This window comes from Serinicoccus sp. CUA-874, assembly GCF_001942225.1.
GTDB classification, from domain to species: Bacteria; Actinomycetota; Actinomycetes; order Actinomycetales; family Dermatophilaceae; genus Ornithinicoccus; species Ornithinicoccus marinus.
On record NZ_MKJZ01000011.1, the window covers coordinates 21,196 to 47,464 of the forward strand.

20 protein-coding genes are annotated in these 26,269 nt (G+C 72.7%); 6 read left to right on the forward strand and 14 right to left on the reverse strand.

All coding sequences use genetic code 11. The features are described from left to right. The first annotated feature begins 104 nt into the window (after window positions 1-104). Window positions 105-1,196, forward strand: a complete 1,092-nt coding sequence (locus BJF80_RS03740; RefSeq protein WP_075811438.1) for a hypothetical protein — start codon at window positions 105-107, stop codon at window positions 1,194-1,196. On the opposite strand, the gene BJF80_RS03745 is transcribed toward BJF80_RS03740, so the two are convergent. The 5 genes from BJF80_RS03745 to BJF80_RS03770 form a co-directional block, all read right to left on the reverse strand. Further along, the gene (locus BJF80_RS03745) at window positions 1,139-4,318 is read right to left on the reverse strand and encodes a glycosyltransferase (protein ID WP_158068464.1); all 3,180 of its coding nucleotides are present in this window, start codon (window positions 4,316-4,318) and stop codon (window positions 1,139-1,141) included. The genes BJF80_RS03740 and BJF80_RS03745 overlap by 58 nt on opposite strands. A gap of 36 nt (window positions 4,319-4,354) precedes the next feature. Further along, on the reverse strand, window positions 4,355-6,454 hold the full coding sequence (locus tag BJF80_RS03750; protein ID WP_075811442.1) for a glycosyltransferase: 2,100 nt from the start codon (window positions 6,452-6,454) through the stop codon (window positions 4,355-4,357). Window positions 6,455-6,481: 27 nt separating this feature from the next. After that, a complete protein-coding gene (locus tag BJF80_RS18165; RefSeq protein ID WP_143553960.1) occupies window positions 6,482-7,003 on the reverse strand; it encodes a hypothetical protein in 522 nt (173 codons plus the stop codon). Between the two features lie 751 nt (window positions 7,004-7,754). Beyond that, window positions 7,755-9,284 carry a glycosyltransferase family 2 protein gene (locus BJF80_RS03765; protein WP_075811448.1) on the reverse strand — a complete coding sequence of 510 codons (1,530 nt, stop codon included), beginning with the start codon at window positions 9,282-9,284 and terminating at the stop codon, window positions 7,755-7,757. Beyond that, the gene (locus BJF80_RS03770; RefSeq protein ID WP_143553961.1) at window positions 9,281-9,664 is read right to left on the reverse strand and encodes a hypothetical protein; all 384 of its coding nucleotides are present in this window, start codon (window positions 9,662-9,664) and stop codon (window positions 9,281-9,283) included. Before BJF80_RS03770 ends, BJF80_RS03765 begins: the two co-directional genes overlap by 4 nt. A gap of 146 nt (window positions 9,665-9,810) precedes the next feature. Here BJF80_RS03770 and BJF80_RS03775 point away from each other — a divergent pair, with 146 nt between their 5' ends. Beyond that, entirely contained in the window at window positions 9,811-11,763 is a 1,953-nt protein-coding gene (locus tag BJF80_RS03775) for a glycosyltransferase family 2 protein (protein ID WP_075811452.1), read from the forward strand. 77 nt (window positions 11,764-11,840) lie between these two features. Here BJF80_RS03775 and BJF80_RS03780 read toward each other — a convergent pair whose 3' ends face one another. From BJF80_RS03780 to BJF80_RS03815, 9 genes are all read right to left on the reverse strand, one after another. Further along, the gene (locus BJF80_RS03780) at window positions 11,841-12,971 is read right to left on the reverse strand and encodes a glycosyltransferase (RefSeq protein WP_075811454.1); all 1,131 of its coding nucleotides are present in this window, start codon (window positions 12,969-12,971) and stop codon (window positions 11,841-11,843) included. Then, window positions 12,968-13,888, reverse strand: coding sequence for an ABC transporter ATP-binding protein (locus tag BJF80_RS03785; protein WP_075811456.1), 921 nt, complete (start codon window positions 13,886-13,888; stop codon window positions 12,968-12,970). The genes BJF80_RS03780 and BJF80_RS03785 overlap by 4 nt, the downstream gene beginning before the upstream one ends. Beyond that, window positions 13,875-14,024, reverse strand: coding sequence for a hypothetical protein (locus BJF80_RS18700; protein ID WP_158068465.1), 150 nt, complete (start codon window positions 14,022-14,024; stop codon window positions 13,875-13,877). Before BJF80_RS18700 ends, BJF80_RS03785 begins: the two co-directional genes overlap by 14 nt. Beyond that, the gene (locus BJF80_RS03790) at window positions 14,021-14,788 is read right to left on the reverse strand and encodes an ABC transporter permease (protein ID WP_083673437.1); all 768 of its coding nucleotides are present in this window, start codon (window positions 14,786-14,788) and stop codon (window positions 14,021-14,023) included. Before BJF80_RS03790 ends, BJF80_RS18700 begins: the two co-directional genes overlap by 4 nt. Beyond that, window positions 14,785-16,044 carry a nucleotide sugar dehydrogenase gene (locus BJF80_RS03795; protein WP_075811458.1) on the reverse strand — a complete coding sequence of 420 codons (1,260 nt, stop codon included), beginning with the start codon at window positions 16,042-16,044 and terminating at the stop codon, window positions 14,785-14,787. Before BJF80_RS03795 ends, BJF80_RS03790 begins: the two co-directional genes overlap by 4 nt. A 214-nt stretch (window positions 16,045-16,258) precedes the next feature. Then, window positions 16,259-17,122, reverse strand: coding sequence for a glucose-1-phosphate thymidylyltransferase RfbA (rfbA, locus tag BJF80_RS03800; protein ID WP_075811460.1), 864 nt, complete (start codon window positions 17,120-17,122; stop codon window positions 16,259-16,261). Beyond that, window positions 17,119-18,537 carry a sugar nucleotide-binding protein gene (locus BJF80_RS03805; RefSeq protein ID WP_075811462.1) on the reverse strand — a complete coding sequence of 473 codons (1,419 nt, stop codon included), beginning with the start codon at window positions 18,535-18,537 and terminating at the stop codon, window positions 17,119-17,121. Before BJF80_RS03805 ends, rfbA begins: the two co-directional genes overlap by 4 nt. A gap of 6 nt (window positions 18,538-18,543) precedes the next feature. Beyond that, the gene (gene rfbB, locus BJF80_RS03810) at window positions 18,544-19,560 is read right to left on the reverse strand and encodes a dTDP-glucose 4,6-dehydratase (protein WP_075811464.1); all 1,017 of its coding nucleotides are present in this window, start codon (window positions 19,558-19,560) and stop codon (window positions 18,544-18,546) included. 74 nt (window positions 19,561-19,634) lie between these two features. After that, complete coding sequence (locus BJF80_RS03815) at window positions 19,635-20,471, reverse strand: sulfotransferase family protein (RefSeq protein ID WP_075811466.1); 837 nt, start codon at window positions 20,469-20,471, stop codon at window positions 19,635-19,637. 169 nt (window positions 20,472-20,640) lie between these two features. On the opposite strand from BJF80_RS03815, the gene BJF80_RS03820 reads away from it, so the two are divergent. From BJF80_RS03820 to BJF80_RS03835, 4 genes are read left to right on the forward strand one after another with little or no spacing between them, the layout of a single operon-like run. Beyond that, window positions 20,641-21,705 carry a glycosyltransferase gene (locus BJF80_RS03820; protein WP_075812144.1) on the forward strand — a complete coding sequence of 355 codons (1,065 nt, stop codon included), beginning with the start codon at window positions 20,641-20,643 and terminating at the stop codon, window positions 21,703-21,705. Further along, window positions 21,702-22,328 carry a hypothetical protein gene (locus BJF80_RS03825; RefSeq protein WP_075811468.1) on the forward strand — a complete coding sequence of 209 codons (627 nt, stop codon included), beginning with the start codon at window positions 21,702-21,704 and terminating at the stop codon, window positions 22,326-22,328. Before BJF80_RS03820 ends, BJF80_RS03825 begins: the two co-directional genes overlap by 4 nt. Beyond that, on the forward strand, window positions 22,325-23,428 hold the full coding sequence (gene wecB, locus BJF80_RS03830) for a non-hydrolyzing UDP-N-acetylglucosamine 2-epimerase (protein WP_075811470.1): 1,104 nt from the start codon (window positions 22,325-22,327) through the stop codon (window positions 23,426-23,428). The genes BJF80_RS03825 and wecB overlap by 4 nt, the downstream gene beginning before the upstream one ends. After that, the gene (locus BJF80_RS03835; RefSeq protein WP_075811472.1) at window positions 23,429-26,203 is read left to right on the forward strand and encodes a hypothetical protein; all 2,775 of its coding nucleotides are present in this window, start codon (window positions 23,429-23,431) and stop codon (window positions 26,201-26,203) included. Window positions 26,204-26,269: the final 66 nt, after the last annotated feature.

Genomic DNA, 26,269 nt, shown 5'->3' on the forward strand with positions numbered 1-26,269 from the left:
CCGATGACCCGAGGGGGCCGCTGCTCATGCTAACGGTCAGTGCCGTGTCCGTTGCCCGGCACCACGTGCCCCTCCCGTGCAAAGACGGTGGCAAACTCGCGAGGGTGGAACCCATCCCCGTCAACCAGGCCATCTTCTCGCCCCGGGGCTTCCGGCCCCACCTGCGGGACACCCGCTTGGTGGCACAGGTGGAGGCTGGGACGGTCTGGGGCGCGGACGACCTCGCCCGGTTGCGACCGTCGGGCATGGTGCGGGTGCGGCCGCCCGGCACCGAGCCGGATCCAGGGGCCGCCGGCACCACGCAGGATGCGGCGCGCACCGGGCACGGAGCCGGCCTCAGCCCCGAGGAGCTGACCGTGCGGACCGTCTTCTGGCTGACGCTGGCCGGTGTGCCCGTGGCCGGTGAAGGGCTTCCGGACGCCGTCCGTGATGACCTCGACCCGATCCTGGTCGGGCTGCTGGATCGCGTCCACCCCGAGGGGGTCACCGACCTGGGTGAGCGAGAGCTGCTGTCGCTGGCGCTGCGTCGGCGGGCGCGCGCGCTCACCACCCGGGGCTCGACCGACGTGTCGCCAGCGGTGCTGGTGCTGCTGCCGGACGAGGACGACCTGCCTGCGACGCTCCTCGAGGACCTGGCGCGGCAGAGCTGGCCGTCCGTGGTGAGCTGCCACGTGTCAGACCCGGGTCGGGCAGACGAGCTGGCGATCGAGGCCCGGGGACGGGGGACGCTCTACTGCACCCGGCTCAGCACCGACCTCCGCTATGGACCGCACCACCTCGCCGACCTGGTCGACGCCCTCCGGCACAGCGGCGCGGCGGTGGCACACAGCCCTATGCGGTTCCGACCATGGCGACACGGCACCTGGTTGGAGGATGACCAGCTCACCGTCGAGTGCACCGCCACCGAAGGGCTGGAGGGTGGGTCCCTGTGGTACGCCGAGGACGGAGCGTCCGCCCCCACGAACACCGAGGGGTATGCGGTACACGGCTGCAACGCGACGCCGGCGGCGCCGACCGCCGGGTCGCGCGCCGTCGCGCTGCGGATCCACCGCGCGACCCCGGCCGCACTCGACTGGGTGACCAGCGGTCCCGTGACACCGGACGCGGACGAGTTCGCACCGACCCCTCCGTCCTACTTTCAGCGGATCGGCAGCCCCTCCCGGGCGCGCAACCCGAGGGCTGCCTCGGACAGCTGAAGGGCCCGGGCGTCGAAAGTGTGCTCGGACCGAACCCGCTCCCCGAAGTCGCGCCGCGCCTGGGCCCGTTCGGGAGACTCCTGCAGCTGCTGGCGCACCGCGTCACCGATCTCTCTGTGCGGTCCGTAGGTCAGCACCACGTCACCGAAGACCTCCTCGACCTCGGGCATGTAGTCGCTGACCACACGGGCATCGCAGGCAGCCAGGTCAAAGAGCCGGTTGGACAGCAGTCCCAGCTCCCGCATGTCGTCCCAGTGGTCGTTGAGCACCACCCCGGCCGCCGCATACACGCCAGGCAGCTCGGAGTTGGGGATGTAGGGCCCCTGCCACGCGCCCTCGGGAAGCAGCCCGCCCCACCGCAAGCCGTAGACGGAGGGGACGATCCCGGCGTGCAGGGCGGCCGCGACACTGTGCCTCACGCCGCGGGCGTTGGCGACCACCAGCACGTCGTGCGCCCGCCGCGGGTCCGGCTGCACCGGACGGAACCTGCGGTGGTCGGTGCACTGCAGCATCGGCTCGATCGGCCGCCCCATCCGCCTCGACATGGATGCGCACCAGCGGGACGAGGCACCGAAGACGAGGTCGTAGTCGACCAGCTCGGAGGCGGTGACCCGGTCGGGGTGGCTGATCACCCAGGCGATGTTGGTGTGTCCCGGGTTCACCTCGTAGATCGAGACACCGCGGACCTGCAGCACGACGTCGTCGAGGTGGGCGGTGGGACGGTACCACTCGTCCTTGCAGTCGATGGTGACCTCGTGACCGAGCAGCTCCAGCGAGTCCCGGAGGGACTGGGCGAAGTGCCAGTCGCCCCAGTTGGTCCGGCGCTCGACGGTGGGGGCACCGATCTTGATCGCCCAGCGCAGCGGGCGGGACGGGCGGTCGTGCACGACCAGCGGCCGCGGGGCTGGCTGGGTGTTCCGCTCGCGCGCGAACCCCACCAGCTGGTACCCCTGGAGGACCCGCGCAGCCGGCCGGTGCGGTCGGCCGATCTGCTGCCACCGCTGCCGGTCCAGCCGCTGGTTGTCCCGGACCCGCATCAGTGCCGAGGCGGACCGACCTTCGGGTGGGTCGTTCCGCCAGGCCATCACGCTGCCGGGCAGGCACGCGACGGACCGTCCCGTGGCAGAGCCGATGCGGAGCGAGAGGTCGCCACCGTAGAGGTCGTCCCGCAGCAGTGGTTCCAGACCACCGGCATCGAGGTAGTCGACGGCGCGCACGGCGAAGGCGGCAGCGGTGACGGCGCTCACCTCCCGGTCGGAGCGGACCTCCGGGGCGTCACCGGGGAAACCCGACCACGGGAGGTACCAGTGACCTGACCCGGTGTACTCCAGGCCGGCCGACCAGACGGCCCCCCCAGGTGTCAGGACCAGCGGCTGCACGACCGCGTGCTGGGCCAGACCGTCCCGCAACGGGGCGTCCCACCCAGGCTGCGTCCACATGTCCGAGGGCATGAAGGCGAGCTGCTCACCCGTGGTCCACTGCACGCCGACGTTGCGCACGACCTCCATCGGCAGGGGCTGGGTCAACCGATGGACGGTGACCCCCTCCACCCGGCTCAGCCCGGCATCGACCGCCGTGAAGACCGCCGTGTCGGTGCGTGAGTCCACGACCACCACCTCCAGGGGCCCGGTCGCGGTCTCGCGCATCCGCTCCACCCCGGTCAGCACCGTGGCTGCCGCTGTCGACTCGCTGACGACCAGGACGACGCTGAGCAGGCCCGGGACGCGCTCGTCAGCGCGAGCCCGGACGCCCGCGAGGTCCACGAGGGCCCGTTGCCGAACCACGTAGCGGTAGGCCATCGGCTCCAGCGTGGTGATCCGCTCCCCCTGCTCGGTCCACACGTCGTACTGCGTCGCCCGCACCGGGACGAAGCCGAAGTCGGTCTCGTCGGCCAACCGGAGGAAGAGGTCCCAGTCGACGTTGCGCCGGAGGCTCTCGTCGAAGCCACCGGTGCGCTCGAGCAGGGCGCGCTCGTGCACCAGCACGATGCAGTCGATGTAGTTGCGCTCGCGGAGGTGAGCCCGGTCGAAGGGCAGCCCCCGGTACAGGTGCCGTCCCTCACCGCCCTCCTCGACCAGCTCGGTGACAGCGTAGGCAGCACGGTCCCCGGTGTGGGTGAGGTGCCGGACCATCAGCTCCAGGAAGTCGGGAGACCACGTGTTGTCCGAGTCCAGGTAGGCGATGAACTGCCCGGTCGCCCGGTCCAGGGCGGCGTTGCGAGCGGCCGCCACTCCCCGTGCCTGGTCGTGACGCACCACGACGAGTCGGTCGTCCTCACGCGCACACCGTTCCAGGAGCTCGGGGGTCCCGTCCTGGCTCCCGTCGTCGACGACGATCAGCTCGAGGTGCGGGTAGCTCTGCCCACGGACGGAGTCGATCGCCCGGGCCAGCATGACCTCCCGGTCCTTGCTCGGCACGACCACGCTCACGAGGGGCGGGGGGGAGGGCAGCGGACGACGACGCAGCTCGTCCTTGACCCGCGCCTCCTCCTCCAGGTCGAACTCCGGCACGTCGCGTTCGACGTGGCTGAAGCCGCGCGTGTCCCGGATCAGCTCCGCGGTGGCCGTGGCCTGGGCGAGGAACGCGTCGGGAGCGTCCCAGGGCGCTCCGGTGGCGCCGGCGGCCTCGCTCAGGGGCTGCCCCTTGGTGATGAAGTGTGCGACCGGACCACCCGGGAAGGTGCCTGACCCGGGGTGGGCCCGCCGGTAGCTGGCCGCGTCGAAGAGCGGGTGCGGGGACAGCCCACGGGCGGCCCCCCAGGTGAGGTAGTGCAGGAACGGCGCCCGCCGGACCGGCGACCCCTTGGGCAGGGTCCCGGAGTGCTGTTCCAGGTACCAGTCCGGGACGAAGGCCGGATGCGGGGACACGCCGGGCACTCGCTGTCCCTGGTCCACGTAGTGCTCGACGGGGTCTAGGTCGGTGGTGACATCATCGATCTGAGACAGGTACCACCGGGCGTCGAACAGGCCACTCTCACGTATCACCTCGATGGCGCGATCCCGACTCGGCGGACCCCACGGCGAGGACTGGGCGCGCAACCGGTCGTTCTGCTCCTTGAGCCGCCGCAGTCGCGCATCCCGTCGGGCGATCGGCGGCAGCTTGCGGATCAGCACCTTGAGCATGACGGCCATCATCGCAGACCGGTGCCGCCCGCCAGGTCAGCACTCACCCAGCACGATGTCCCTGATCTCGTCGGCCACGCGGTCCGGGTCGAAGCGCGTGAGGGCCAACCGCTGCGCCTCGACACGCTCCCGGCACCACGTCTCCTCGTCCTGATGGTGGACCACGCGGGTGACCGCACCGGCCAGGTCCTCGACCACCCAGCTGTCGGGGTACACGCTGCGGGCGCCACCGCGCCGCGCGAGCAGCGGCCAGTCCCGGACGATGGGGACGGCCCCGGAGGCAGCTCCCTCCAGCAGTCCGAGGTGGAACCCCTCACGCAGGCTGCTCGAGAGGATGAATCCGACGTCCCGCAGCTCCTCGGCGACGTCGTCGGTACGCCCCCGCAGGACGACCCGGTCGCCCATGGCAGCGATGCGCTCGGTCACGGACCTCGCGTACTCGCGCGCAGGCGGTGGTACCTGCTCGGGGAAGGGGTCACCGATCAGCACCAGCCTGAACCCCGACAGCCGCTCCAGGAGGTCGAGGGCCCAGCCGGGGTCCTTGACCATGCGGCCCCACCCCACCATGCCCAGGGTCCGCCGGGCATCAGACCGCTTCTCCTTGGTCATCCCCTGCAAGGGGTCCAGCACCGGCAGGGTGTGCACCACCACGTCGCCCGCACCGAGGCCCGCCAGGAGGTCCTCGACCAGAGATCGCAGCGCTGCGCTGACCACGACCTCGGTCACCCGGTCCCACCTGACCAGGTGCAGCCACGGGTCGAGCACGTCCAGACCGTGCAGTCGCAGGACGACCCGCACCCGTGGAGGACACGCGTGGGTGACCCAGACCGCGGAACGATCGGCCCAGTCGCAGAAGACGACGTCGTGGGCGCCCACGGCGTCACGCACGGCTCGGTAGGTCACCTGCTCCGGCTCGGGTCCCCGGTAGTCCCAGGTGCTGCGCCGTCCGAGCATGTCGGCGCCCTCCTGGGCGGCCGTCATCGTCGCCAGCGACGGGAGCACCTCCGGGTCGAGGAGCCGGTCCTTCAGGAGCGGGTGGGAGCGCCCCAGGTCCGCGACGGTCACCGGGGCCATCTGCTCCAGCGCCGCGACCACAGGTCCGTGGAACGTGCCGTAGGCGCCGGGGACCACCAGCACCCTCGGGGCGGCGCCAGGGGGGCGACGTGCGGCGAACCGGGCACGCTCCTGCGGCGTCGCCCGCCGCCCGTTCCGCGTGACCAGACGACGGAAGGTCGTACTGGCCCAGAGCGCCTCCAGGAACGAGTGCGGCTCGTCGACGAGGGGTGAGGAGCCCACCTCGGCGTGCAGAGCCCGGTTGAAGAGCAGGGCCATGGCGTCGCCGAGCAGGTCGAGGGCCTGGCTCTGGTCACCGTCCTCCAGCCTCCTGTCCGCCTCACGCAGTGTGGCCTCGGCGACCTGCCCGACGTCGACGAGAGCGGAACCGGACACGTGACGGTCCGCCCGGCTGAGGTCCGCGCTCAACCGGCGAGCGGCGAGCCCCGACCGGCGCCGGTCGTCCTGCGAGACGCGGGCCTGATCCAGCACCTGGGTCAGTCGCTCGGCCGCCAGGAACCCCTGGTGAGTGCGGATCGTGCGAGTCGCCCTCGCCACCGCGCCGGCCAGCCTCAGCTCCGGCGGCACGGCGCTCGCGACGGCAGCGGCCCGCAGCACCTCGCCGTAGAGCTGCGCCAGGTGCTCCACCTCCACGACGGCGCGACGGCCGGCCGGCTGCTCCTGGCGGGTGGCGTGCTGCAGGACCGATCCCAGGACGCCCATCGCGGTATCGAAGGTCGTCCACGCGTCGGAGGACATCGTCGCCACGTCGTGCAGGGACCTCGCACGGGCGGCGAGGACCGCGTCACCGGTGTCGTCGAGGCTGCACACCAGGTCCGCACGGCGCAGCAGGTCCTGGAGCTGCACGTCATGCCGCACCCGTCGGTGCATCCTGCGCGCGGCGGGCACCTCGTGCACGGGGTAGTCGACGTCTCCCGGAGGCGACCCTTCCTTCACGACCCCGTGGACCCGCACGTGGGTGGGTGACGACCAACGGACCGGTGGCAGGTGCGTCCCACCGAGGGCGAGCAGGACCAGCAGGGGGCGACAGGGCTCGACCGCGGATGGACTGGTCGGCGCCATGAGGACAGTGTGGCAGGGGCCGCCGGGTCAGCGTCCGACCGACCCGGTCGCGCGATCGGGACGCCGGCTCACAATGGTTCCGTCGCGGCGCAGGCGCACCTCGTCGACCCCGACCGGGGCGGCGGCCAGCAGCGGCCCGAGGTCCCAGGTGGGCCCCACGGGGTCGGGGACGTGAGCAGCGAGCCACCTGCGGAGCACGGCAGGCTGCACGTTGCGGTGGATCACCCAGAGCTCGTCTGCCCGCTCGCCGTCGGCGGCACCGCGCAGCGGCAGCCGCTCGGCCACCGGCCCGTCCGCCTCGTCCACCGGGTCCTCGTGCTGCGCCGCGTCGGCGCCGGCCCAGCACGGCAGCAGAGGACGCAGTCGCTCGACGAAGCTGTCGTGTCCGAAGCGCTCTCGCACGAGAGAGATCGTCCTCTCCACCCTCGTGCGGTATGCCTCGGGATCGTCCACGTAGCGCTGGACCAGAGCCTGCGCCTCCCCGGGGCCGGCATAGTCCAGGACCTCGCCGAAGGTGTCGCGATGCTTGGGGTGGGCGATGGTGAGCACTCCGCTGGCGGCTGCCTCGAGCAGCGTCCGCCCGAAGGCTCATGGGCATCAGGGTTGTCCAGATAGAGGTAGAAGTCGAGCTCGTGCAGGAAGGGGCGCACGTCACCCTCGGTGGTCGGCAGCACCGCCCAGTCCGCCGGCACCTCGGCGTGACCACCCTCTGCTGCGAGTCTGGCCACCGTCTCCTGACCTCCGAGCATCCGGACCTGGTACCCCCCCGGGAAGAGGTAGCCCTCGCGCAGCTCCGCGAACGTCGGAGGGAACTTGATCCGGTCATCCCTGGAGTGCCTGCCGACCACCACCGGCCGCCCCCGTCCGGGCGGCCCCGACGGACGTATGGTCCAGTGGTCCACATCGATGCGACCCGGGTTGTCCCAGCTCGTCAGCGGCACCGTCGGGTCCTGCTCGATAAGCAGCCTGCGGATCGTGGGGCTCTGGGGCACCCAGGTGACCGGCGCCCCGAAGAGGGCACGGGTCCGCTCCGTGACGTCCCGGACGACGTAGCGCTGGTCCGAGCCGTCCGGTTCCGAAGGTCCCTGGTTGGCCATCACCAGCACATGCCTGGCCTGCACGGCGCGGGCCAGCCGGGGCGGGTACTGGAGGATGGGCGGGTAGCGCACCATGAGGACGTCGATGTCCATCTCGTCGTCCGGCTGGACCCAGACGACCTCCCCCGACCTGACCAGCTCGGTGACCTGGTCCGATACCGGCACGTCACGCGTGCTCATGAAGCGCAGCGCCTCCAGGTGCATCACCCCCACCCGGAGACCAGCGCTGCGCGCGGCCCGGATCTCCTCGACCATCGATGCCTGAGGGCCACCGTGCCGACGCCAGTCGCCCGCCAGCACCAGGTCCAGGTGCCGTTCGGGCTCCAGCAGAGGGTGGCTGGCCCGAGCCCAGCGCAACGGCTCGGGAAATCGTCGTGGCTCCTCCGGGTCCAGAAAGGGCCCGCCGGTGCCCTCCCGGATCTCTGCGTGCCACCGCGTGTAGAGCGACTTGTACTGGTGCCTCGCCGGGTGCCGGTAGCCGTTCGCGAACTCCTCCGAGGACAAGGACACCTGTCCCCCGCGCAGCAGGGTGGTGGTCTCCGGGATGTCGTGCACGGCCTGGCCGAAGGCGGCCTCCAGCCGTCTGGTGAACTCGGTGTCGGCTCCTTGCGGGTGGGGTCGAAGAAGCCGATCCGGTTCAGCACCGGACGCAACCGGAAGAGGACGGTGGCCGCCGAGGGGAAGCGCGGCTGGTACCCCGGTCGCGTGAGCACCAGGTCCGGGGTCACCCGAACCCCCTCGGCACGGGTCGCCAGCAGCCCGGGCTGGGACAGCAGGGGGGCGAGGCAGGTCTCCAGCGTCTGCGGGTGCCACCAGTCGTCGGAGTCGACGACGATCCCGAAGTCGCCGCTGGCCAGCCGGAGGGCGGTGTTCCGGGCGCGGTAGGTGCCGCCGTTGACGGCCTTGCGCACGACCCTGACCCGGGGGTCCGCCGCGGCGACCTGGTCCAGCAGCGCCTCGCGCTCACCGTCGTCCGGGCCGGAGGCGTCGTCGACGACGAAGAGCTCGAGATCCTGCCAGGTCTGCGACAGCACGGAACGCACGGCTGTAAGCAGCTCGACACCGGGACGGAAGCAGCTCATCAGGACCGTCACCCGGCCACGTCCCGCCGCCCGCACGGGGCTCTGCGGGTCCTGGACCCGCAGGTGGTCCAGGTCCGGGAGATGGCCGGGCTGGGGTGCCGCGACGGGGGCGAGCCTCCCGCTGCCCAACGCGGCGGAGAAGGCCGCGGCCCACGCGTGGGGGTCTGACCCGGGGACCAGGTGGGGGTTCGCCGCGTCGGCCCGGACCGAGGCCGCGACCCCGGGCCGGACGTCGCCCCCGTCGACGAGGCGCAGCGCTCCCTCGGCGTCACCACCCAGGACTCGCAGCTGGGCGAGCATCTCCCGGTGTCCCCCCTGCAGCTCCGACCGGTGCGCTGACCGAGCCAGCTGCTCGAGCAGGTTCCTGGCCACGTCGACGTCGCTCGTGTCGCCCGGCGTCGGTCCGAGCTGGACGGCCAGGACCCTGGCATGGTCCGCGACGCCGCGCGGATCGGCCCCCGGCGGCAGACCTGCCTCGGGCCCGAGCCCGGCCCAGCCCGCGAGGTCCGCCGGCGTGTGCCCCGGCCACGCCACCTCAGCGAGCACCTCCCGGGCGTGCACCGACCTGGTGCGAAGCACCGTGGCGGCCAGGGCCCCGGGTCGCCGCGCCGCGATCCGGGCATGGTCGGCGGCCACCTGCGCCGTGGTCACGGCCCTGACGATGTCCGTCCCCCGTCGTCGGACCGACCGGGAGCGGACCGTGGGAGAGCGTCCTCCAGCATGCGCTGCATCCGGTCCAGCCTGCCCGTGTACTGCGCCTGCATGACCTGCACCGCCCCCACGACGTCCTCGTGCCGCACCGCTGGACGCGCCGGCCCCGGGTCACCCGCGAACCCATGACCGACGGCCCGCCGGATCTCGTCACGGAGCATGGTGCGCTGAGTCCTGATGCGTCGCCAGGTGTCCACCTGGACGGTGAGGATCGCAGCACCGAGCAGTCCGGCTGCGGCCGCCGTGAGCGACGGGCTGTCGAGCGCCACGCCCAGGACCACCAGCAGCGCGAGGAGGAGCCCGACGCCGGCTGCGACCAAGGGTGCGAGTCGGGTGGACACTCGGCGAAACCTCCTGCGACAGTCTCGGGGGACGATGTTCCAGCGCGCGCACGACCGATGTACTGTACCCCACGGCCCCGTGTCGGCAGGATGGGCTGTACCCGCCTAGAGGCCAGGGAGGAACGATGTCCAGCGCCTCGACCACGACGGACCGCTGGCTCAGCTGGCAGCTGCGGCACTCGGGAGGAGCACCCGTACCCCTGTTCCACCAGGCACTGCGCACGCGGTCCGAGGCTGCCCTGGACGCGCTGGTCACCATGGCCACCGACGGCGTCCACTCCAGCGACACCCTGCTGGCCAGGGTGGTGGACGGGGACGGCGTCCCCGGGTTGTCGGCCCCGGACCTGGCCCGGCAGCAGGCCCTGGCGGGGGTTGCGTTCACCTGGGCGGGTCGGCAGCGTGACCCCAGGGAGATCGTGGGCGCGGCCGCCATCTTCGCCAACCTCTGGGGCACCGGGGCGATGGCGACCTACGGGCACCAGCTGAAGCTGACCAGCCTGCAGACGCTCTTCCTCGCCGGAAGGTACCAGGAGCTGACGAGGCTGCTCCCCCACGCGGACGGCCTGCACCCGGACGCCGAGCACTACCTGCGCACGGACCTGGCGCACCCTCGTGTGTGCCCGGACGGGGACGAGGACACCTGGTCCACCCTGCTCAGCGCCCGGTTCGTCGAGTCGTCCCTCGCGCCGGTGGAGCTGCTGGACGTCGGCCGAGGCCCCGGACAGGCTCCCTTCGACCGGTTGGCCGCCCCGTCGGCCGCCCCCGGGTCAGCCGGCGGGAAGGGCCTGGTGACGGTGGTCATGCCGTGCTGGCGGCCGGACGAGGGCCTGATCACCTCCGTGCGCTCGATCAGCAACCAGACCTATCCCGACCTGGAGATCATCCTGGTCGACGACTGCTCGGGGCCGGACCATGCCCACCTCTTCGCCGAGGCAGCGGCGTACGACTCCCGGGTACGGGTCCTGACGATGCCCCGCAACGGGGGGTCGTACCTGTGCCGGTCCGCCGCGATCGCGGCCTCCACCGGCACCTACATCACCTTCCAGGACGCGGACGACTGGTCGCACCCGAGCAGGATCGAGCTGCAGGTGGCAGCGCTCGAGGCGGCTCCGGAGGCTCCCATGAGCCGGAGCCGGGCGGTGCGCGCCAAGGACGACCTCACCCACCAGTGGCTGGGCTACCGGGCGATCAGGGACAACGCCTCCTCGCTGCTGATCAGGCGCGAGGTGCTCGGACGGACCGGCGGCTTCCTCCCGGTGCGCAAGGGGGCCGACTCCGAGTTCGCCGAACGGGTCGCTCTTCTCGAGGGTGCCGTGGCGGACGTGCCGGCCCCGCTGGCGATCACGAGGTTGCGCTCCGGGTCGCTGTCCCGAAGTGACTTCACGTTCTCCTGGATGGCACCCGACCGCTACCGGTTCCGGGCCGCGTTCACCGCCTGGCACCGCAGACTCCGGCAGGAGGCGCAGGAGGGGCGGACGGTTCGCGTCAGCGACGAGGAGCTCGCCACACCTCCCTTCCCGGTCCCCCCGTCATGGGTCCGTGACCTGGACGCGGCTGCGCGAACACCCACGAGCTTCGCGACGGCATACCTGGGCGCCTTCTCGCACCAACTGCCGACGCCGGGCAGCCGCTGGCTGCTGGACCGGCTGACATCAGCCCCCCAGGACGAGCCGGTCGGCCTGTGGCACCAGGAGGCACGGGTCACGAGCAGCGCGATCCGCCCCCATCTGGCGCACGACTGGGACGACCTCCTCCTCGACGGGGTCGTGCACCCGATCTCGCGCCTGGACCCGTCCACGGTGCACCGGCTCGTCGTCCTCGACCCGGCGGTGGTCACCCTGCACCGTGATCAGCCGGTGCTGGTGGAGGTCGAGCACGTCGACGTCTGGCTCACCCCTGAGCTCGTGGAACCGGGCCGGTGCGCCCTTCCCGAAGACCTCCTGGAGATCTCGGACGCGATCCACCAGCACTGGGGGTCCCGCCCCCGCTGGCTCCTCGCCCCCTGGCTCACCCCGCTGGAGTGCGCCCACGTCCGGGACGCCCTGCCCGGACTGCCGGTGGGTGAGGCTCGCCCGTGACGAGGACCGTCACGGGCGGTGCCCCCCGACGCGCCGCCTCCGGCCGGCGCCGCCGCGCGGCCACCCGTCGGCCCGGGTCATCGGGCGTGGCCCGCGAGGCGGGCCAGCTCGGCGACGAAGGCCGGCGCGTGCTGTGTCCAGTCCAGCTCCAGCAGGGCGAGCTCGTGCCCGCGGCGCCCCAGGGCCGCTGCGGCGGCGGGGTCGTCCGCCCAGGCGAGAAGGCGCTCGACGGTGAGGTCGACGTCGTGGAACGGGACGACGACCCCTGCCCCGCTGCGCTCCACGAGGTCGACGGCGCGCGGGAGCGGGGTCGTGATCACCGGCACCGCGTGGGCGAGGTACTCCACCACCTTCGTCGGCATGCTGGGCTGGAAGTTGGCCACGTCGTGAAGCAGAGAGAGCCCGGCCAGCGCGCCGTCCAGCCTGGCCAGCGCCTCGCCGGCCGGCAGGAACCCGGTCCAGGTCAGCTGTCCCGCGTCATGGGCCTTCGCCAGCGCCTCACCCGCCGTGCCGTGCCCGGGTCCGATGACCTCCAGGAACACCCGGCCCCCGGTTCGCCGACGTAGCTGTTCGCCTACGGCGACCAGCTCGGCGACGCCGCGCTCCCGGGCCAGGCTCCCGAGGTAGACCGCACGCAGCCGTCCCTGGTCGTCAGGGGTCCCTGCGGGAGGCGGGTCCTTCGGTACCGGGGTGGTGTTGGGGACGACCAGGTGCTCCCGCGCGAAGCGGTGGGCGTAGTCCTCGTCGGCCAGGATGAGGACCATCCGCCGCTCGGCGCTGCGCTCGAGGGCGGAGGCGGCGGCGGCCAGCGGACGACGCAGCCGGTCCGGCACCCAGGAGCGCAGCGCGACGACGGCCATCGTGTCCTCGTGCACGTCCCACACCGTCACCGGGAGCGAGAGGCCGAGGGTCACCGGGACCAGCTCGGGGTCGTGCAGCAGCACCACGTCGTGGCGTGGCCCCAGCTCGCGGAGCACCCGGCGGGCGTCCCGCTGGGCGGCCATCCGGCGGCGGCCGGCAGCCCGGGTGACGTCGACCGTCGTCAGACCGGGAACGTCCGTCGGCCGCTGCACCCCGTGCCCGGTGAACGGCGCGGCGAAGGTCACCTCCCACCCGGCCGCCAGCAGGCTGCTCACCTGACGGTGCCGGATACGCGCGTCGTCCGGGTGGTGGACGACCGTCACGACGAGGATCCGGTACGGGCTCACCAGTTGCCTTCCGGTTCCCACTTGCGCAGCAGCTCACGGGCCGCCTCGGGACCCTGCTCGGTCATGACCCGCTCGATCTGCTCGTAGCGCTCTTTCCACGCCTGGCGGTGTCGTCCGTACTTGCGGTTGTAGAGGCCGTTGACCACCGAGGGCCGCCCGTCCCCGAGCAACCGGCCGTCGTCCATCCAGATCACCCGCGTGCACATCTGGTTGATGCGCTTGCGGCTGTGCGCCACGAGGAAGACGGTCCCCGCCTGCTCGCGGATCTCCTCGATCCGTTCGGTGGCCCGCGCCCGGAAGTGCTCGTCACCCGTGGCCAGCGCCTCGTCGACGATGAGGATGTCCGGGACCACGGCGGTCGAGATCGCGAACCGCAGCCGTGCTGCCATACCGCTCGAGTAGCTGCTCATCGGCAGGTCGATGAAGTCGCCGATGTCGGCGAACTCGATGATGTCGTCCATCCGCCGACGGACCTGTGCCGGGGTGAGCCCGAGCGCCTGCGCCCCGATCCAGATGTTGTCGCGGCCGCTCAGCTTCTTCTGCAGCACCGCGTTGACGCCCAGCAGGGCGGCGCGGCCCCCGAGCCAGATGGTGCCGTTGCTCGGTGGCACCAGGCCGGCGACCGAGCGCAGCAGCGTCGACTTGCCGGAGCCGTTGCGGCCGATGATGCCGATCGACTCCCCGCGGTAGGCCACGAAGGACACGTCCTTGACGGCGTGCACCTCCTGCACCCCCAGGCCCGCCTGGGAGCCGCGGCTGAGCAGGCGACGCACGGCCCCCTCCTCCTCGGTCTCCTCGGGTCGCTTGGGGCTGCCGTAGATGCGGTAGCGGATGTCGACGTGGGACACGATGACCGAGGGGATCCGCTCGCCCTCCGTGACCGGTGCCGCGCCACCGGTCGCCTCAGGCACGGCCATACGTCCCCTCCCCGCGCCAGAAGACGACGAAGCCGGCGACGAAGAGGACGACCGCCCAGCCGGCCGCCGCCGCCCACGTCTGCCAGCGCAGCTCGAAGCCCTGCAGCAGGGTCTCCCGGACCAGGGTGAGGCTCACCGCGACGGTTGGTACTCCAGGACCAGGCCCACCCACCCCGGCGCCCGCTCGAGGCTCTCGAAGCGCACCGAGATGGAGAAGAACACCCCGGAGACGTAGCGCAGCAGCCGGGTGATGAGCGGCACGATGTTGGCGAGGTCGCGGACGTCGTGCACGGCGCGGGAGATGAGCATGGCGATGCCCAGACCCATGACGACCACGATGAGCAGCGCCACCGGGAAGAGCAGCCACTCCCACGTGACCGGCTCCTCGGTGATGAGGGCGATGACCACGAGGACGAGGAAGGCCGGGATGTTGTTGACGAACTCGGAGATGACCTTGACGACGGGCAGCAGCACCCGGGGGAAGGCGAGCGAGCGCATCATCCCGACATTGCCCAGCAGCGAGCGCGCCCCGGAGGTGAGCGTCGCCGAGATGAAGGAGAAGGTGAACAGGCCGACGGTGAGGAAGGCGACGAAGTTGTCGACATCCCGGCTCAGGCCGAGAAGCTGGCCGAAGATGAGGTAGTAGGCCACCCCGAGCAGGATCGGGTTGATGACCGACCACAGGATGCCGAGGTAGTTGTCGCGGTGCTGGCTGACGACTTCGCCCTTGGCGAGCGACCACATGAGGTGGCGGTAGCGCCAGATGTCCTTGATGTAGCTGCCCAGGGAGGGCCGCACCGCCACCTGCGTCATCCCGTGGCGGCGTGCCAGCTCCTCGGCCTCGGCGTAGGGCAGGACCGGGGGCTGGTGGTGCGGCTCGGGCCCGAGGTCGGATCTCACAGCCGGACGACCTTCTCCCCTCCGGTCGCGGCCCCACGCGTGTCGAAGAACGCCCGGGAGGCGTCGGCCAGGCCGTCCACGTCGTAGCCCCGGTGGTTCTGCACGAGGATCGTCAGGTCGGCCTGCCCGGCCGCCTCACCCGCGTCCTCGACCCGCTGCGCCTCCGGCACCGCCTGCCAGTCCTGCACGTGCGGGTCGTGGAACAGCACCCGCGCCCCCTTGGCCGCCAGCAGCCGCGCCAGAGGCACCGCCGGGCTCTCCCGCTGGTCGGCGATGTTCGGCTTGTACGTAACCCCCAGCAGCAGGACCGTAGAGCCGTTCAGCGCCTTGCCCTGCGTGTTCAGCACGTCCTGGGCGCGGGACACGACGTAGGCCGGCATACCGGCGTTGATCTCCTGCGCCAGCTCCACGAACCGGAACGGGTAGCCCAACCGGGCCCGCACGTTGTGCGACAGGTAGTTCGGGTCGATCGGGATGCAGTGCCCACCCACCCCCGGGCCCGGGTAGAACGCCTGGAACCCGAACGGCTTGGAGCTCGCGGCGTCGATCACGTCCCACAGGTCGATCCCCAGCTCGTGGCAGAACCGGGTCATCTCGTTGACCAGTGCGATGTTGATGTGCCGGTAGGTGTTCTCCAGCAGCTTGGCCGTCTCCGCCTCCCGGGTCCCCTTGGTCCGCACCACCGTGTCCACGAACGTGCCGTAGAACCCGGCCGCCGCGTCGCTGCACGCCGTGGTGTGCCCGCCCACGACCTTCGGGGTGTTCTTCGCACCGAACTGCTGGTTGCCCGGGTCGATCCGCTCCGGGCTGAACGCCAGGTGGAAGTCCTGACCCGCGACCAGGCCACCCGCCTCCAGCGCCGGCCGCACCACCTCGTCCGTCGTGCCCGGGTAGGTCGTCGACTCCAGGATCACCAGCATCCCGGGCCGCAGGTTGCGCGCCACCGCCGCGACCGCGGACTCCACCGCACGCAGGTCCGGCCCGCCGTCCGCCGACAACGGCGTCGGCACGCAGATCACCGCCACCCGGGCCTCGGCGATCCGCGACTCCTCCGTCGTCGCCTCGAAGCCACCCTCACGCATCTGCGCGATGTCCTCGTCGCCCAGGTCGTCCACGTGCGACCGACCCTCGTTCAGCGCACCCACCACCCCCTCGTTGAGGTCGAAGCCCAGGACCCGCATACCCGCCCGGGTCGCCTCCTGCGCCAGGGGAAGGCCCACGTACCCCAGGCCGATGATGACAACGTCGACAGCCACGGTGGCCAGTCTCCTTCGCGACGATGAACGTGTTCGGGGCGCCCCTGAGGCGCGTCCCGAGCATAACGCCCCCTACCGCGACCACCGGCCCTCGGTGCTCCTGGCGTCCAGGTCCCGCCTGGGTGGCCGGCCGAGGCACCTGGTCGCCCCCCGCGACGGACACCTAGGACTCCCCCGGCACGCCGTGCTGCCGTCCTAGGTGTCCGTGCCGACCTCAGTCGTCGAAGAGGCTGAGGAGATAGTCACCGTAGCCGGATTTGCGCAGCGATCGCGCGGTGGCCGAGAACTGGTCGTCGCTGAGGAACCCCATCCGCCAGGCGACCTCCTCAGGTGCACCGATCTTGTAGCCCTGGCGGGCCTCGAGGGTGCGGACGAAGTTCGACGCGTCGTTGAGGGAGTCGAAGGTGCCGGTGTCGAGCCAGGCCGTGCCGCGGGGCAGGACCTCGACCTGCAGCGCTCCCTCGTCGAGGTAGCGGCGGTTCAGGTCCGTGATCTCGAGCTCGCCCCGTGCGGAGGGCCGCAGGTCGCGGGCGTAGTCCACGACCCGGTCGTCGTAGAAGTACAGGCCGGGAACGGCGTAGGAGCTCTTGGGGTGCGTGGGCTTCTCCTCCAGCGACACCGCCCGCCCGTTCTCGTCGAACTCCACGACGCCGTAGGCAGTGGGGTCGGCCACCCGGTAGCCGAACACGGCGGCACCGGCGAGGTCCTCGAAGCGGCGCAGCTGGGCCCCCATGCCGGGGCCGTAGAAGATGTTGTCACCCAGCACCAAGGCGGTCCGGTCCCCGGCGATGTGGTCGGCGCCCAGCAGGAACGCCTGGGCCAGCCCGTCCGGGGAGGGCTGGGTGGTGTAGCTGATCTCGATGCCGAACTGCGACCCGTCGCCCAGCAGCCGGGTGAACTGACCAGCCTCGTGCGGAGTGGTGATGACCAGCACCTCCCGGACCCCGGCAAGCATGAGCGTGCACAGCGGGTAGTAGATCATCGGCTTGTCGTAGACCGGTAGCAGCTGCTTGCTCACCCCGAGGGTGATCGGGTGCAGCCGCGAGCCGGTACCTCCGGCCAGGATGATGCCCTTCATGCCCCTGTCCCCTCCTCCGGCCCGCGGCGTGCGTCGAGGTACGCCCTCAGGCCCTGGTCGCGGCCCGCCGGGACGAACCCGGCGGCGGTGATCTTGTCCATGGACAGCACCGAGCGGGCCGGGCGGGGCGCGACCGGCCCGGACACCCCTGCGGTGTAGTCCTCGGTGGTGGTGTCGGTGACCGAGGTCGTGTCCGCCCCGCAGGCGGCGTAGACGGCCCTGGCCACGTCGGCCCAGCTGTCCGGCTCACCCCCGCCGGTGACGTTGTAGGTCCCGAACGGCGCGCCGGTCGACAGCAGGTGCGCGGTCGCGCCCGCCAGGTCGGTGGTGAAGGTCAGCCGCCCGACCTGGTCGGCGACCACGTTCGGGGCCACGCCACGGGCGGCCAGGCCGGCCATGGTGGCGACGAAGTTCTTGCCCTCGCCCACGACCCAGGAGGTGCGCAACAGGTAGTGCCGCGGCACGACCGAGACCGCAAGGTCGCCGGCGGCCTTGGACTGGCCGTAGACGCCCAGCGGCGCCAGCAGGTCCTCTTCGGTGTACTCCTGCTCGGTGCCGTCGAAGACGTAGTCGCTGGAGTAGTGCACCAGCGTGAAGCCGTGCGCCACCGCGGCCCGCGCCAGCGCCGCGACCCCCGTCGCGTTGGTCGCCCACGCCGCCCTGCGCCCATCCGGGGTCTCGGCGGCGTCCACGGCGGTGTACGCCGCGGCGTTGACCACCACCCCGACCCCGGAGAAGTCGAACGCCTCCACCGCAGCCGGGTCGGCCAGGTCCAGCTCGGCGCGGGTCAACCCCCGCGCTCCGGGCAGCACCGCCACCAGTTCCTGCCCGAGCTGGCCCCCGGCACCCAGGACCAGCGTGGCCCGTGACGGCACCGGGGTCACCTGCCGCAGCGCGGGGTGGCGACGGTCCTTCTCGGACACCACCGCCTCCTCCAGGGGGATGGGCCAGTCGATGTCGACGTCCCGGTCGGCAAGGTCGAGCATCGTGTAGGAAGCCAGCGGTGACCAGTGGTCGTTGACGAGGTAGGAGTAGACCACGTCCTCGGTGAGTGTCTGGTAGGAGTTGCCGACCCCGCGCGGGACGAACACCGCCGTGCCCTCGTCCAGCACCTCGGTGTGCACCGCCCCGAACGTGGGCCCCTCGCGGAGGTCCACCCACGCCCCGAAGACCCGCCCGTGCGCCACCGAGACCAGCTTGTCCCACGGCTCGGCGTGGATCCCCCGCGTCACCCCGACCGGGCCGTTGTAGGCCACCGAGTGCTGCACCGGCCCGAAGTCCGGCAGCCCAGCCGCGACCATCTTGGTCCGTTGCCAGTTCTCCTTGAACCACCCCCTGGAGTCACCGTGCACCGGCAGCGACACCACCAGCAACCCCGGGACGGGGGTGGACCTCACCTCCAGCTCGGCCGCCATGCCTCGTCACTGTCCTTTCGCTGCGTACGCGGCCTCGATCGCAGCCTTCTTCGGCCGCCACCAGTCCGCGTGCGCCGCATACCACTCGACCGTGCGCGCCAGCCCCTCCTCGAATGAGGTGAAGCGGGGCACCCATCCCAGCTCGGTGCGCGACCTGGTCGAGTCGATCGCGTAACGCAGGTCGTGCCCAGCCCGGTCGGCCACGTGGTCGAAGTCGTCGGGATCGCGCCCCATCAGCCGGAGGATCGCTCGGACCACCTCCAGGTTGCTCCTCTCCCCGTCAGCCCCGACCAGGTAGGTCTCCCCAGCCGCTCCCCGGTCGAGGATCCTCAGCACCGCGCTGGAGTGATCGTCGACATGGATCCAGTCACGCACGTTGTTCCCCGACCCGTACAGCTTCACCCGGCCTCCGTCCAGCAGGTTCGTGATCTGGCGCGGGATGAACTTCTCCACGTGCTGCCAGGGGCCGTAGTTGTTCGAGCAGTTGCTCAACGTCGCCTCGACCCCGAACGAGCGCACCCACGCCCGCACCAGGTGGTCCGCCCCTGCCTTGGAGGCCGAGTAGGGGCTCGACGGCCGGTATGCAGTGTCCTCGGTGAACCGGCCCGGGTCCTCCAGCTCCAGGTCGCCGTAGACCTCGTCGGTCGAGATGTGGTGCAGCCGCACCCCGTGGCGGCGTACCGCCTCCAGCACCGTGAACGTCCCCATGATGTTGGTCGTCACGAACGGGGAGGGGTCGCGCAGGCTGTTGTCGTTGTGCGACTCCGCCGCGAAGTGCACGACCGCGCCCGGCTCGTCCCCGCCGGCCAGCTCGCCGACCAGTCCGTCCACGAGCCCCTCGTCGCGGACATCACCCTCCTCCACCCGGACCCGTCCCGCCGGAAGCCCTTCTAGGGCCCGCCGTGACGCGGCATAGGTGAACGAGTCCAGCACCACCACCTCGTCCTCGGTGTGCTCGAGCACGTGATGGACGAAGTTCGCACCGATGAAGCCGGCACCACCGGTCACGAGAAGACGACGCATGACCGAACCCTACCCAGTGCGCCGGCCGGTCAGCCCGGAGACCATGCCTCGCGGGTGACCGCGCACCGGCGCGGTCAGGGCCCTGAGATCGCGATCCCGAGCCGGTCGAGCTCACGCAGGTACGCGACGTATTCCTCCTGGACCTTCTGCACCGTCTGCGGGTCCAGCCCGTGGCGCCACCGCCCCTCGTGCATGTCCTCGGCGCGCAACGCCGAGTCGAAGAACTGCCTCATCGACTCGTCGTCGTCCAAGCCGGTGAAGGTCAGGAGGGAGGCATACTCCTCGTCTCGTCGACCGACGACCAGCTCCTCCAGTCGGATGGTGCGAACTCGATCTGGGTCGGCCCGCTCCAGTGCCCGGTGGATGGTGACGACCCCCTTCTTCCACCACGCGAGCGCGGAGGAGATGTCGTTCGGTCCCCACGTGCGCCGGGCCACGGATGCGGCCACGTCTCGTCCGTCCCGCACCATGTGCACGAGGCGGGCCTGCGGGAACATGCGACACAGCGCGTCGGCCTGCCGAGCATTGGGGGGAGTCATCTCCACCCACGTCCGGGCGCCGGCCCGTTCGCAGGCGGGTCGCAGCAGCCTGTCCATGAAGGTGCCGCAGGCGTGCCAACGGTCTTCACCCTCGCCCAGGGCATCGCGGAGCGACCTCAGCTCCGCCACGGCGTGAGCCTCCTCTGCCACGACGTGGACGCCACGCGGTCCGCTCCGGTTGGGCGGCCGGTGGAACCAGGTGGACCACAGCTTCTGCTCAAACCCGTCGAGGTCGATGCGACCTGCTGCCAGATCTGTCAGCCCGCCCCCGTCGACGTGGAAGCGCAACTCCACCGGGATGAGCATGACCTGAGGGTGCGCACCGAGCAGCTGGGCCGCGATGGTGGTTCCGCTGCGGCCCGTGCCACCCACGAAGTACGGGGCTGTGTCGGGGTTGGGTGCTGTGTCTGGGTGGGAATGCGAAGACATGACAGAGTGCAGCGGCTCCTCACCGGATCTCGACCTGTGGCGCACCAGGTTAGCGCGCCGCGGGCCGTCACGGGCCCGTCCCGGCGGGACGCCCTGTGTCATGATCGCCGGTATGTCCTCGGTGCTCCTGCTGTCCAGCAACGGAGCGGGGATGGGGCACCTGACCCGCCTGCTCGCCTACGCGCGGCGGATGCCGCCGCAGGTCCGGCGGCACGTGGTGTCGCTGTCGCAGGCGGTGCCCGTGGTCGAGGCCGAGGGGCTGCCCTGGGAGTACCTCGCGTCGCAGGGCGCCTCCGGGTTGCGGCCCGCGGCGTGGCGGCGGCTGTTCGCCGAGCAGGTCGCCGAGATCCTCCACCGCGTCGACCCGGACGTGCTCGTCTTCGACGGGACCCACCCCTACTCCGGGCTCGACGAGGCCCTCGCCAGCCACCCCCGCACGCGGGCCGTCTGGTCCCGGCGGGGCATGTGGCGGGCGGGCCGCAACGCCGACCAGCTGGCCAAGGCGGCGTGGTTCGACGCGGTGGTGGAGCCGGGCGACCTGTCGGCTGCGGCCGACCGCGGCGCCACCGCGACGGTGCCGGAGGACGCCGTCCTGCGGGTGCCGCCGGTGACCCTGCTGGACCCCGGGCAGGCGCACGACCGGGCCCAGGCCCGCGCGGCCCTCGGGCTGCCCGCCGACGGTCCCCTCGCCCTCGTCTCGCTGGGGGCCGGCAACATCAACGACACCGACGACGAGGTGGGGGCGGCCGCCGCCGCCCTGACCGAGCGGGGCATCGGGGTGTGCGTGACCGCCCCGGCGATCGCCGAGCGGGCGTATGCCGGTGACGTGCACCTCGTGCGCCACTTCCCGCTGTCCGAGCACTACCGGGCCTTCGACCTGGTCGTGGCCGCGGCCGGCTACAACTCCTTCCACGAGTCGCTGCGCCTGGGCGTGCCGACCCTGCTCGTCCCCAACCGGCACACCTCGCTGGACGACCAGGAGGCGCGGGCCGGCGAGGCCGCCCGGCGGGGCTGGGCGCTCAGCGCCCCCACGCTCACGGCGGGGGCGGCCGGGCCCCTGGTCGACGAGCTGCTGGCGCGGGGCGGGCAGCTCGCCGCGGCGGCCACGGGTGCCGACCCCGGCAACGGGTCGCAGGCCGCCGCGGACCACATCCTCGCCGTGGCGGGCGCGGCGTGACCCCTACCCCGGCGCAGCGGCGCCGCCAGCAGACCGTGGCCCGGTGGACCCGGCGGCTGCCGGGCTACCGGCTCGCCCTGGAGGAGGTCCTGCCCCGGGTGCGGCGCAGCGCGACCCTGTCGGACCTGGCGTGGCGCGTCTTCGCCCCTCGTCACGGGGCGGGTCACGTCGACGTGCCGATGCGGGCCGGGCGGGGTGTCACCGGGGCCGACGTCGCGCGGCTGCCCGTGGTCGGGGTCGTCGCCACCGGGCTGGAGGAGGCGGCTGCGGAGCGGCTCGTCGACCAGGTGTGCGCGCTGCAGCGCGAGCTGGGCTCCTTCCGCCCGCTCTTCGTCCTCGACGTCCCGCTCTTCGCGACCGCCCGGCGCCACGACGTCGTGCTGGAGCTGGTCGTGCCGCAGGCGACCTTCGCCCGAGGCGGCCACGGGGACCCGGACGGGTGGGCGGACCACGTGGCCCGCCGGCTGGCCGGCATCGTCGACCACTACCAGCTCTGGCACCTCGCCCGGGCCGACGCCGACGGGCTGGACCCCGCGGACGTGCGGCTGCTGCGCGTGCTCGGCGAGCGGCTCCCGGCCGACCTGGAGGTGCGCGTCACGGGCGAGGGGCAGGAGCACGGATGACGCACCGCCCGCTGGTCCTGCACGTCACCGGCGCCCGACCCAACTTCCCCAAGGCCGCGCCCGTCATCGAGGCCCTGGGCGCGCACGAGGTCGACCAGCTGCTCGTGCACACCGGCCAGCACTACGACGACCGCATGAGCCAGGTCTTCTTCAGCGAGCTCGGGCTGCCCCGCCCGGACGTGGACCTGGGCATCGGGTCGGGGACCCACGCCGGGCAGACCGCGGCGGCCATGGTGGGGCTCGAGGAGGTCATGCTCGAGCGGCGCCCCGCGCTGGTGGTGGTCTACGGGGACGTGAACTCCACGGTCGCCGCGGCCCTCGTCGCGGCGAAGCTGCACATCCCGGTCGCCCACGTCGAGGCCGGGCTGCGGTCCTTCGACCGCACGATGCCGGAGGAGGTCAACCGGGTGGTCACCGACCGCATCAGCGACCTGCTGCTGGTGACCTGCGCCGACGCGGCGGACCACCTGCGCGCCGAGGGGGCCGACCCGGCGACCGTCCACCTGGTGGGCAACCCCATGATCGACACGCTCCTGCGGCACCGCGGGCGCCTGGACGAGGGGCGGGCCAGGAGCGAGGTCGGGCTGCCCGGCGACGGGGACTACGTCCTGGCCACCCTGCACCGGCCGGGGAACGTCGACGACCGCGAGCACGCGCGCCGGGCGGTGGCGACCCTGCACCAGGTGGCCGACCACTGCCCGGTGGTCCTCCCCATGCATCCGCGCAGCCGGCCGCGGCTGCTCGACGTCGGGCTCCTCGACCACCCGGGGATCAGGCCGTCCGACCCGCTCGGCTACCTCGGTTTCCTCTCGTTGGTGCAGGGCGCCTCCGTCGTGGTCACCGACTCCGGCGGCGTCCAGGAGGAGACCACCGTCCTCGGGGTGCCCTGCCTCACCCTGCGGCCCAGCACCGAGCGTCCGGTGACCATCACGCACGGCACGAACGCGCTCACCACCCACGCCGAGCTGCCGGGAGCCGTGGCGAGCCGGCTGGCGGCCGGGAGGCCGGCGCCGGGGAGCACCCCGGTGCCGCCGCTGTGGGACGGGCACGCCGGCCCGCGCATCGCGACGGTGCTGGCGGGTTCCCTGCGGGCGGCCTGAGTGGAGGCCGACAACGCGGCCGTGCTGCTCGGGGCGCACCCGCACGGCTACCTCGTGCTCGTCGGCGACGCGCAGCGGGACGTGCCCGGTGTCTGCCGGGGGTGGCGGGTGCTGCCCGACCTGCTGCCTGCGAGCACCCTGCTGCTGCAGCCGCGGACCGTCGTGGCTCACGCCCGGGGGCCGGCGGCGGACCGCGTCGTGGTGCTGCTCGGACACCCGGTGGACGTCGCCGCCGGCCTGACCGACCCCACCGTCATCGCCACCCGACTCGGGGTGACCTGGGCGCGGGCCGGGGCGGACGCCATGGTCCGGGAGGCCGCCGACCTGGGCGGTCGATGGACGCTCCTGGCGGGCGTCGGTGCGTTGCGGACCGTTGGCGCGCAGGGGGATGTCGGGGACCGCCGGTCCCTCGAGCCGCGGGCGACGGAGCTGCTGGTCGTCCCCGACACCCACGCGAGCCAGCCCGTCCACGTGGCGTCCACCGCACGGAGCACCGCCATCGCCAGCGCGCCCTCCCTGGTGGCCGACGCCCTCGGCCTGGGGGTCGACGAGCGCGCGCTTGAGCTGCTGGTGACGCTCCGACATCGCATGGCCGGCCGGGTCACCTACCTGCCCGGGCTGCGCACGGCATACCTCGGTGTGGAGGCGCTGGTCCCCAACTCGCTGGTGCGGCTGACCGTCGGCCCGGGCGGCACCCAGCTCGAGCGACGGCGCTTCTGGCCGTTCCGTCCGCGGGTGGCCCGCACCGACGTGGACGAGGTGTATGCCGCCTTCCGCGAGCGATTCGTCGCGCACACGACGCTGCTGGCGGGGCTCGGACGGCCGGTGGTCAGCCTCACCGGCGGCCTGGACAGCCGGGTCACCGCCGCGGCCGCGGCGCCCGTGCTGCGCGCCGCTGACGGGTTCGCCTTCACCTACCTCAACCCCCGGGACGCGGCCCGCGGCGAGGCCGCCGTGCAGGATGTCGTGGGGGCACGCGACATCGCCCGTCAGCTGGGAGTGCCACACCGGGTGCTCCAGTGGCGACAGCCACCGGGCGGGAGCACCTTCGACGTCCTGCACCGGCGGACCTACGCGCCCCTGCTGCCCTCACGCGGGGCTGCTCTCGCCATGTGGGCGGACCTGCCCGCCGACATCGTGCAGCTGCAGAGCAACGGCGGAGAGACCGGGACGACCTTCACCCGGCACCGCCCGGAGCACGTCCTCGACCCTCGACGGCTCACCCAGCTCCTCAGCGGAGGAGCACCGGGCCTGGACGACGACCTGGCGCAGGAACTCTACGGCGACTACCTCGACCGGGTGCCCATGGACCGTCCGACGCTCATGGGCTTCGACGACTACGACGTCCTCTACTGGGAGCAGCGGATGGGGCGGTGGGGGTGGCAGAAGTTCGTCGACGGGGACTTCGGTCACCGGGTCCTGCTGCCGTTCAACGACCGGGTCCTACTGGAGACCATGCTGTCCCTCCCGTACCCGCTGCGCCGGGATCGCGTCCTGTTCGACCGGCTCCTCTCCGAGACGGGGATCAGGTCCCCCACGGCCCAGGCCCGGGAAGGGGTCGTCCCGGACCGGCCACGACCCGAGCCGGCGGCCGTCGGCCACGGGACGGCCCAGCCAGGGTCGCGGCTGGCGCGCGTGCGACGCGCGGTCCGGCGTCGGGTGGGTGATCTGCGGGGCGGGGACGTTGCCGCCCCCGGGTCAGACACCAGGCGGACGAGCGCCACCGACCACCCCGCGGTCTGCGAGGCCGAGGGGAGCGCCCGGACGTTCGTCGTCCTGCCGCGCCGTGCGGCCGGCCGTCTCCCCGGGATGCTGGCTCGCCGGCGGCTCCCGGCCGAGGGGCTCATCCTGGCCCTCCACCCGGACCTGCCGCACGCGGTCGTCGGTGACGCCGGTGCGTGGGTCCTCGTGCTGGGCGAGCCCCTCGACGTCCCGGACGGGCTGGACGGGGCGCCCGCCGTGGCCCGGCTGCTGCACCGGCTGCTCGCCGACGGGCCGGGTCTGGCCGCCGCCACCGCCCGCGCTGCCGGGCTGTGCGGGTCGTGGGTGGTGGTGCTGACCGGCCCCGAGGGTGCTCGGGTGCTCACCGACCCGCTGCCCAGCTGGCACCTGCGGCTCGGCTCCGACGGGGAGACGCTCGTGGGTGACCCCGCCCTGGCTGCGGCCCTGGGGGTCGGGGAGGGCTGCCGGGGCGGTGGTGACCACCTGCTGCGCGCCGACGTGCCCGGCCCCGTCCTGCGGTGGCACGCCGACGAGCTGCCCGATCTCGTCGGCGCCGTCGCGCCGGGCACCGACGCCAGGCGGCGGCTCGCCGCGCACGCCCGGCTGCTGGCCGGCCGGGGGCGGCCCGTCCTCGGCCTGGGGGCCGGCGGGAGCCTGCTCGAGCTGGTGCCCCTGCTCACCGGTCCTGCTGCCGGGCCCGGGGCGGGGGTGGACCGGGTCGACGCGGTGACGTGGTGGGACCCCTCCACCACCGACAGCACCCGGGCCATGATCCGGGCTGGCCAGCGGGCCTTCGACGCGGGGGTCGACCAGCGCCTCGTCCTACCTGGTCGCGGTGGTCCTGTCGACCCGGGCACGGCGTTGGACGCCGCGCTGACTGCCGACTCCGTCGTCTGGCTGGGCCTCAGGCCGGGCCGCGGGGAGTCGGCCCGGTCCGTACTCGGGGCGGTCCGTCCCGTGCGCCCGGTGGCCCTGCCGTGGAGCGACCGCGTCCTGGCCCTGCTGCGGGAGGGGGGCGGGCAGGGAGACCGTCGCCGGCGGCATACCCCGTGAGGACGCATGCGGTGCGCAGGGGCCGCACTGGGGTGGGCGCCGATGGCTCACACGACCGCGGTGCCC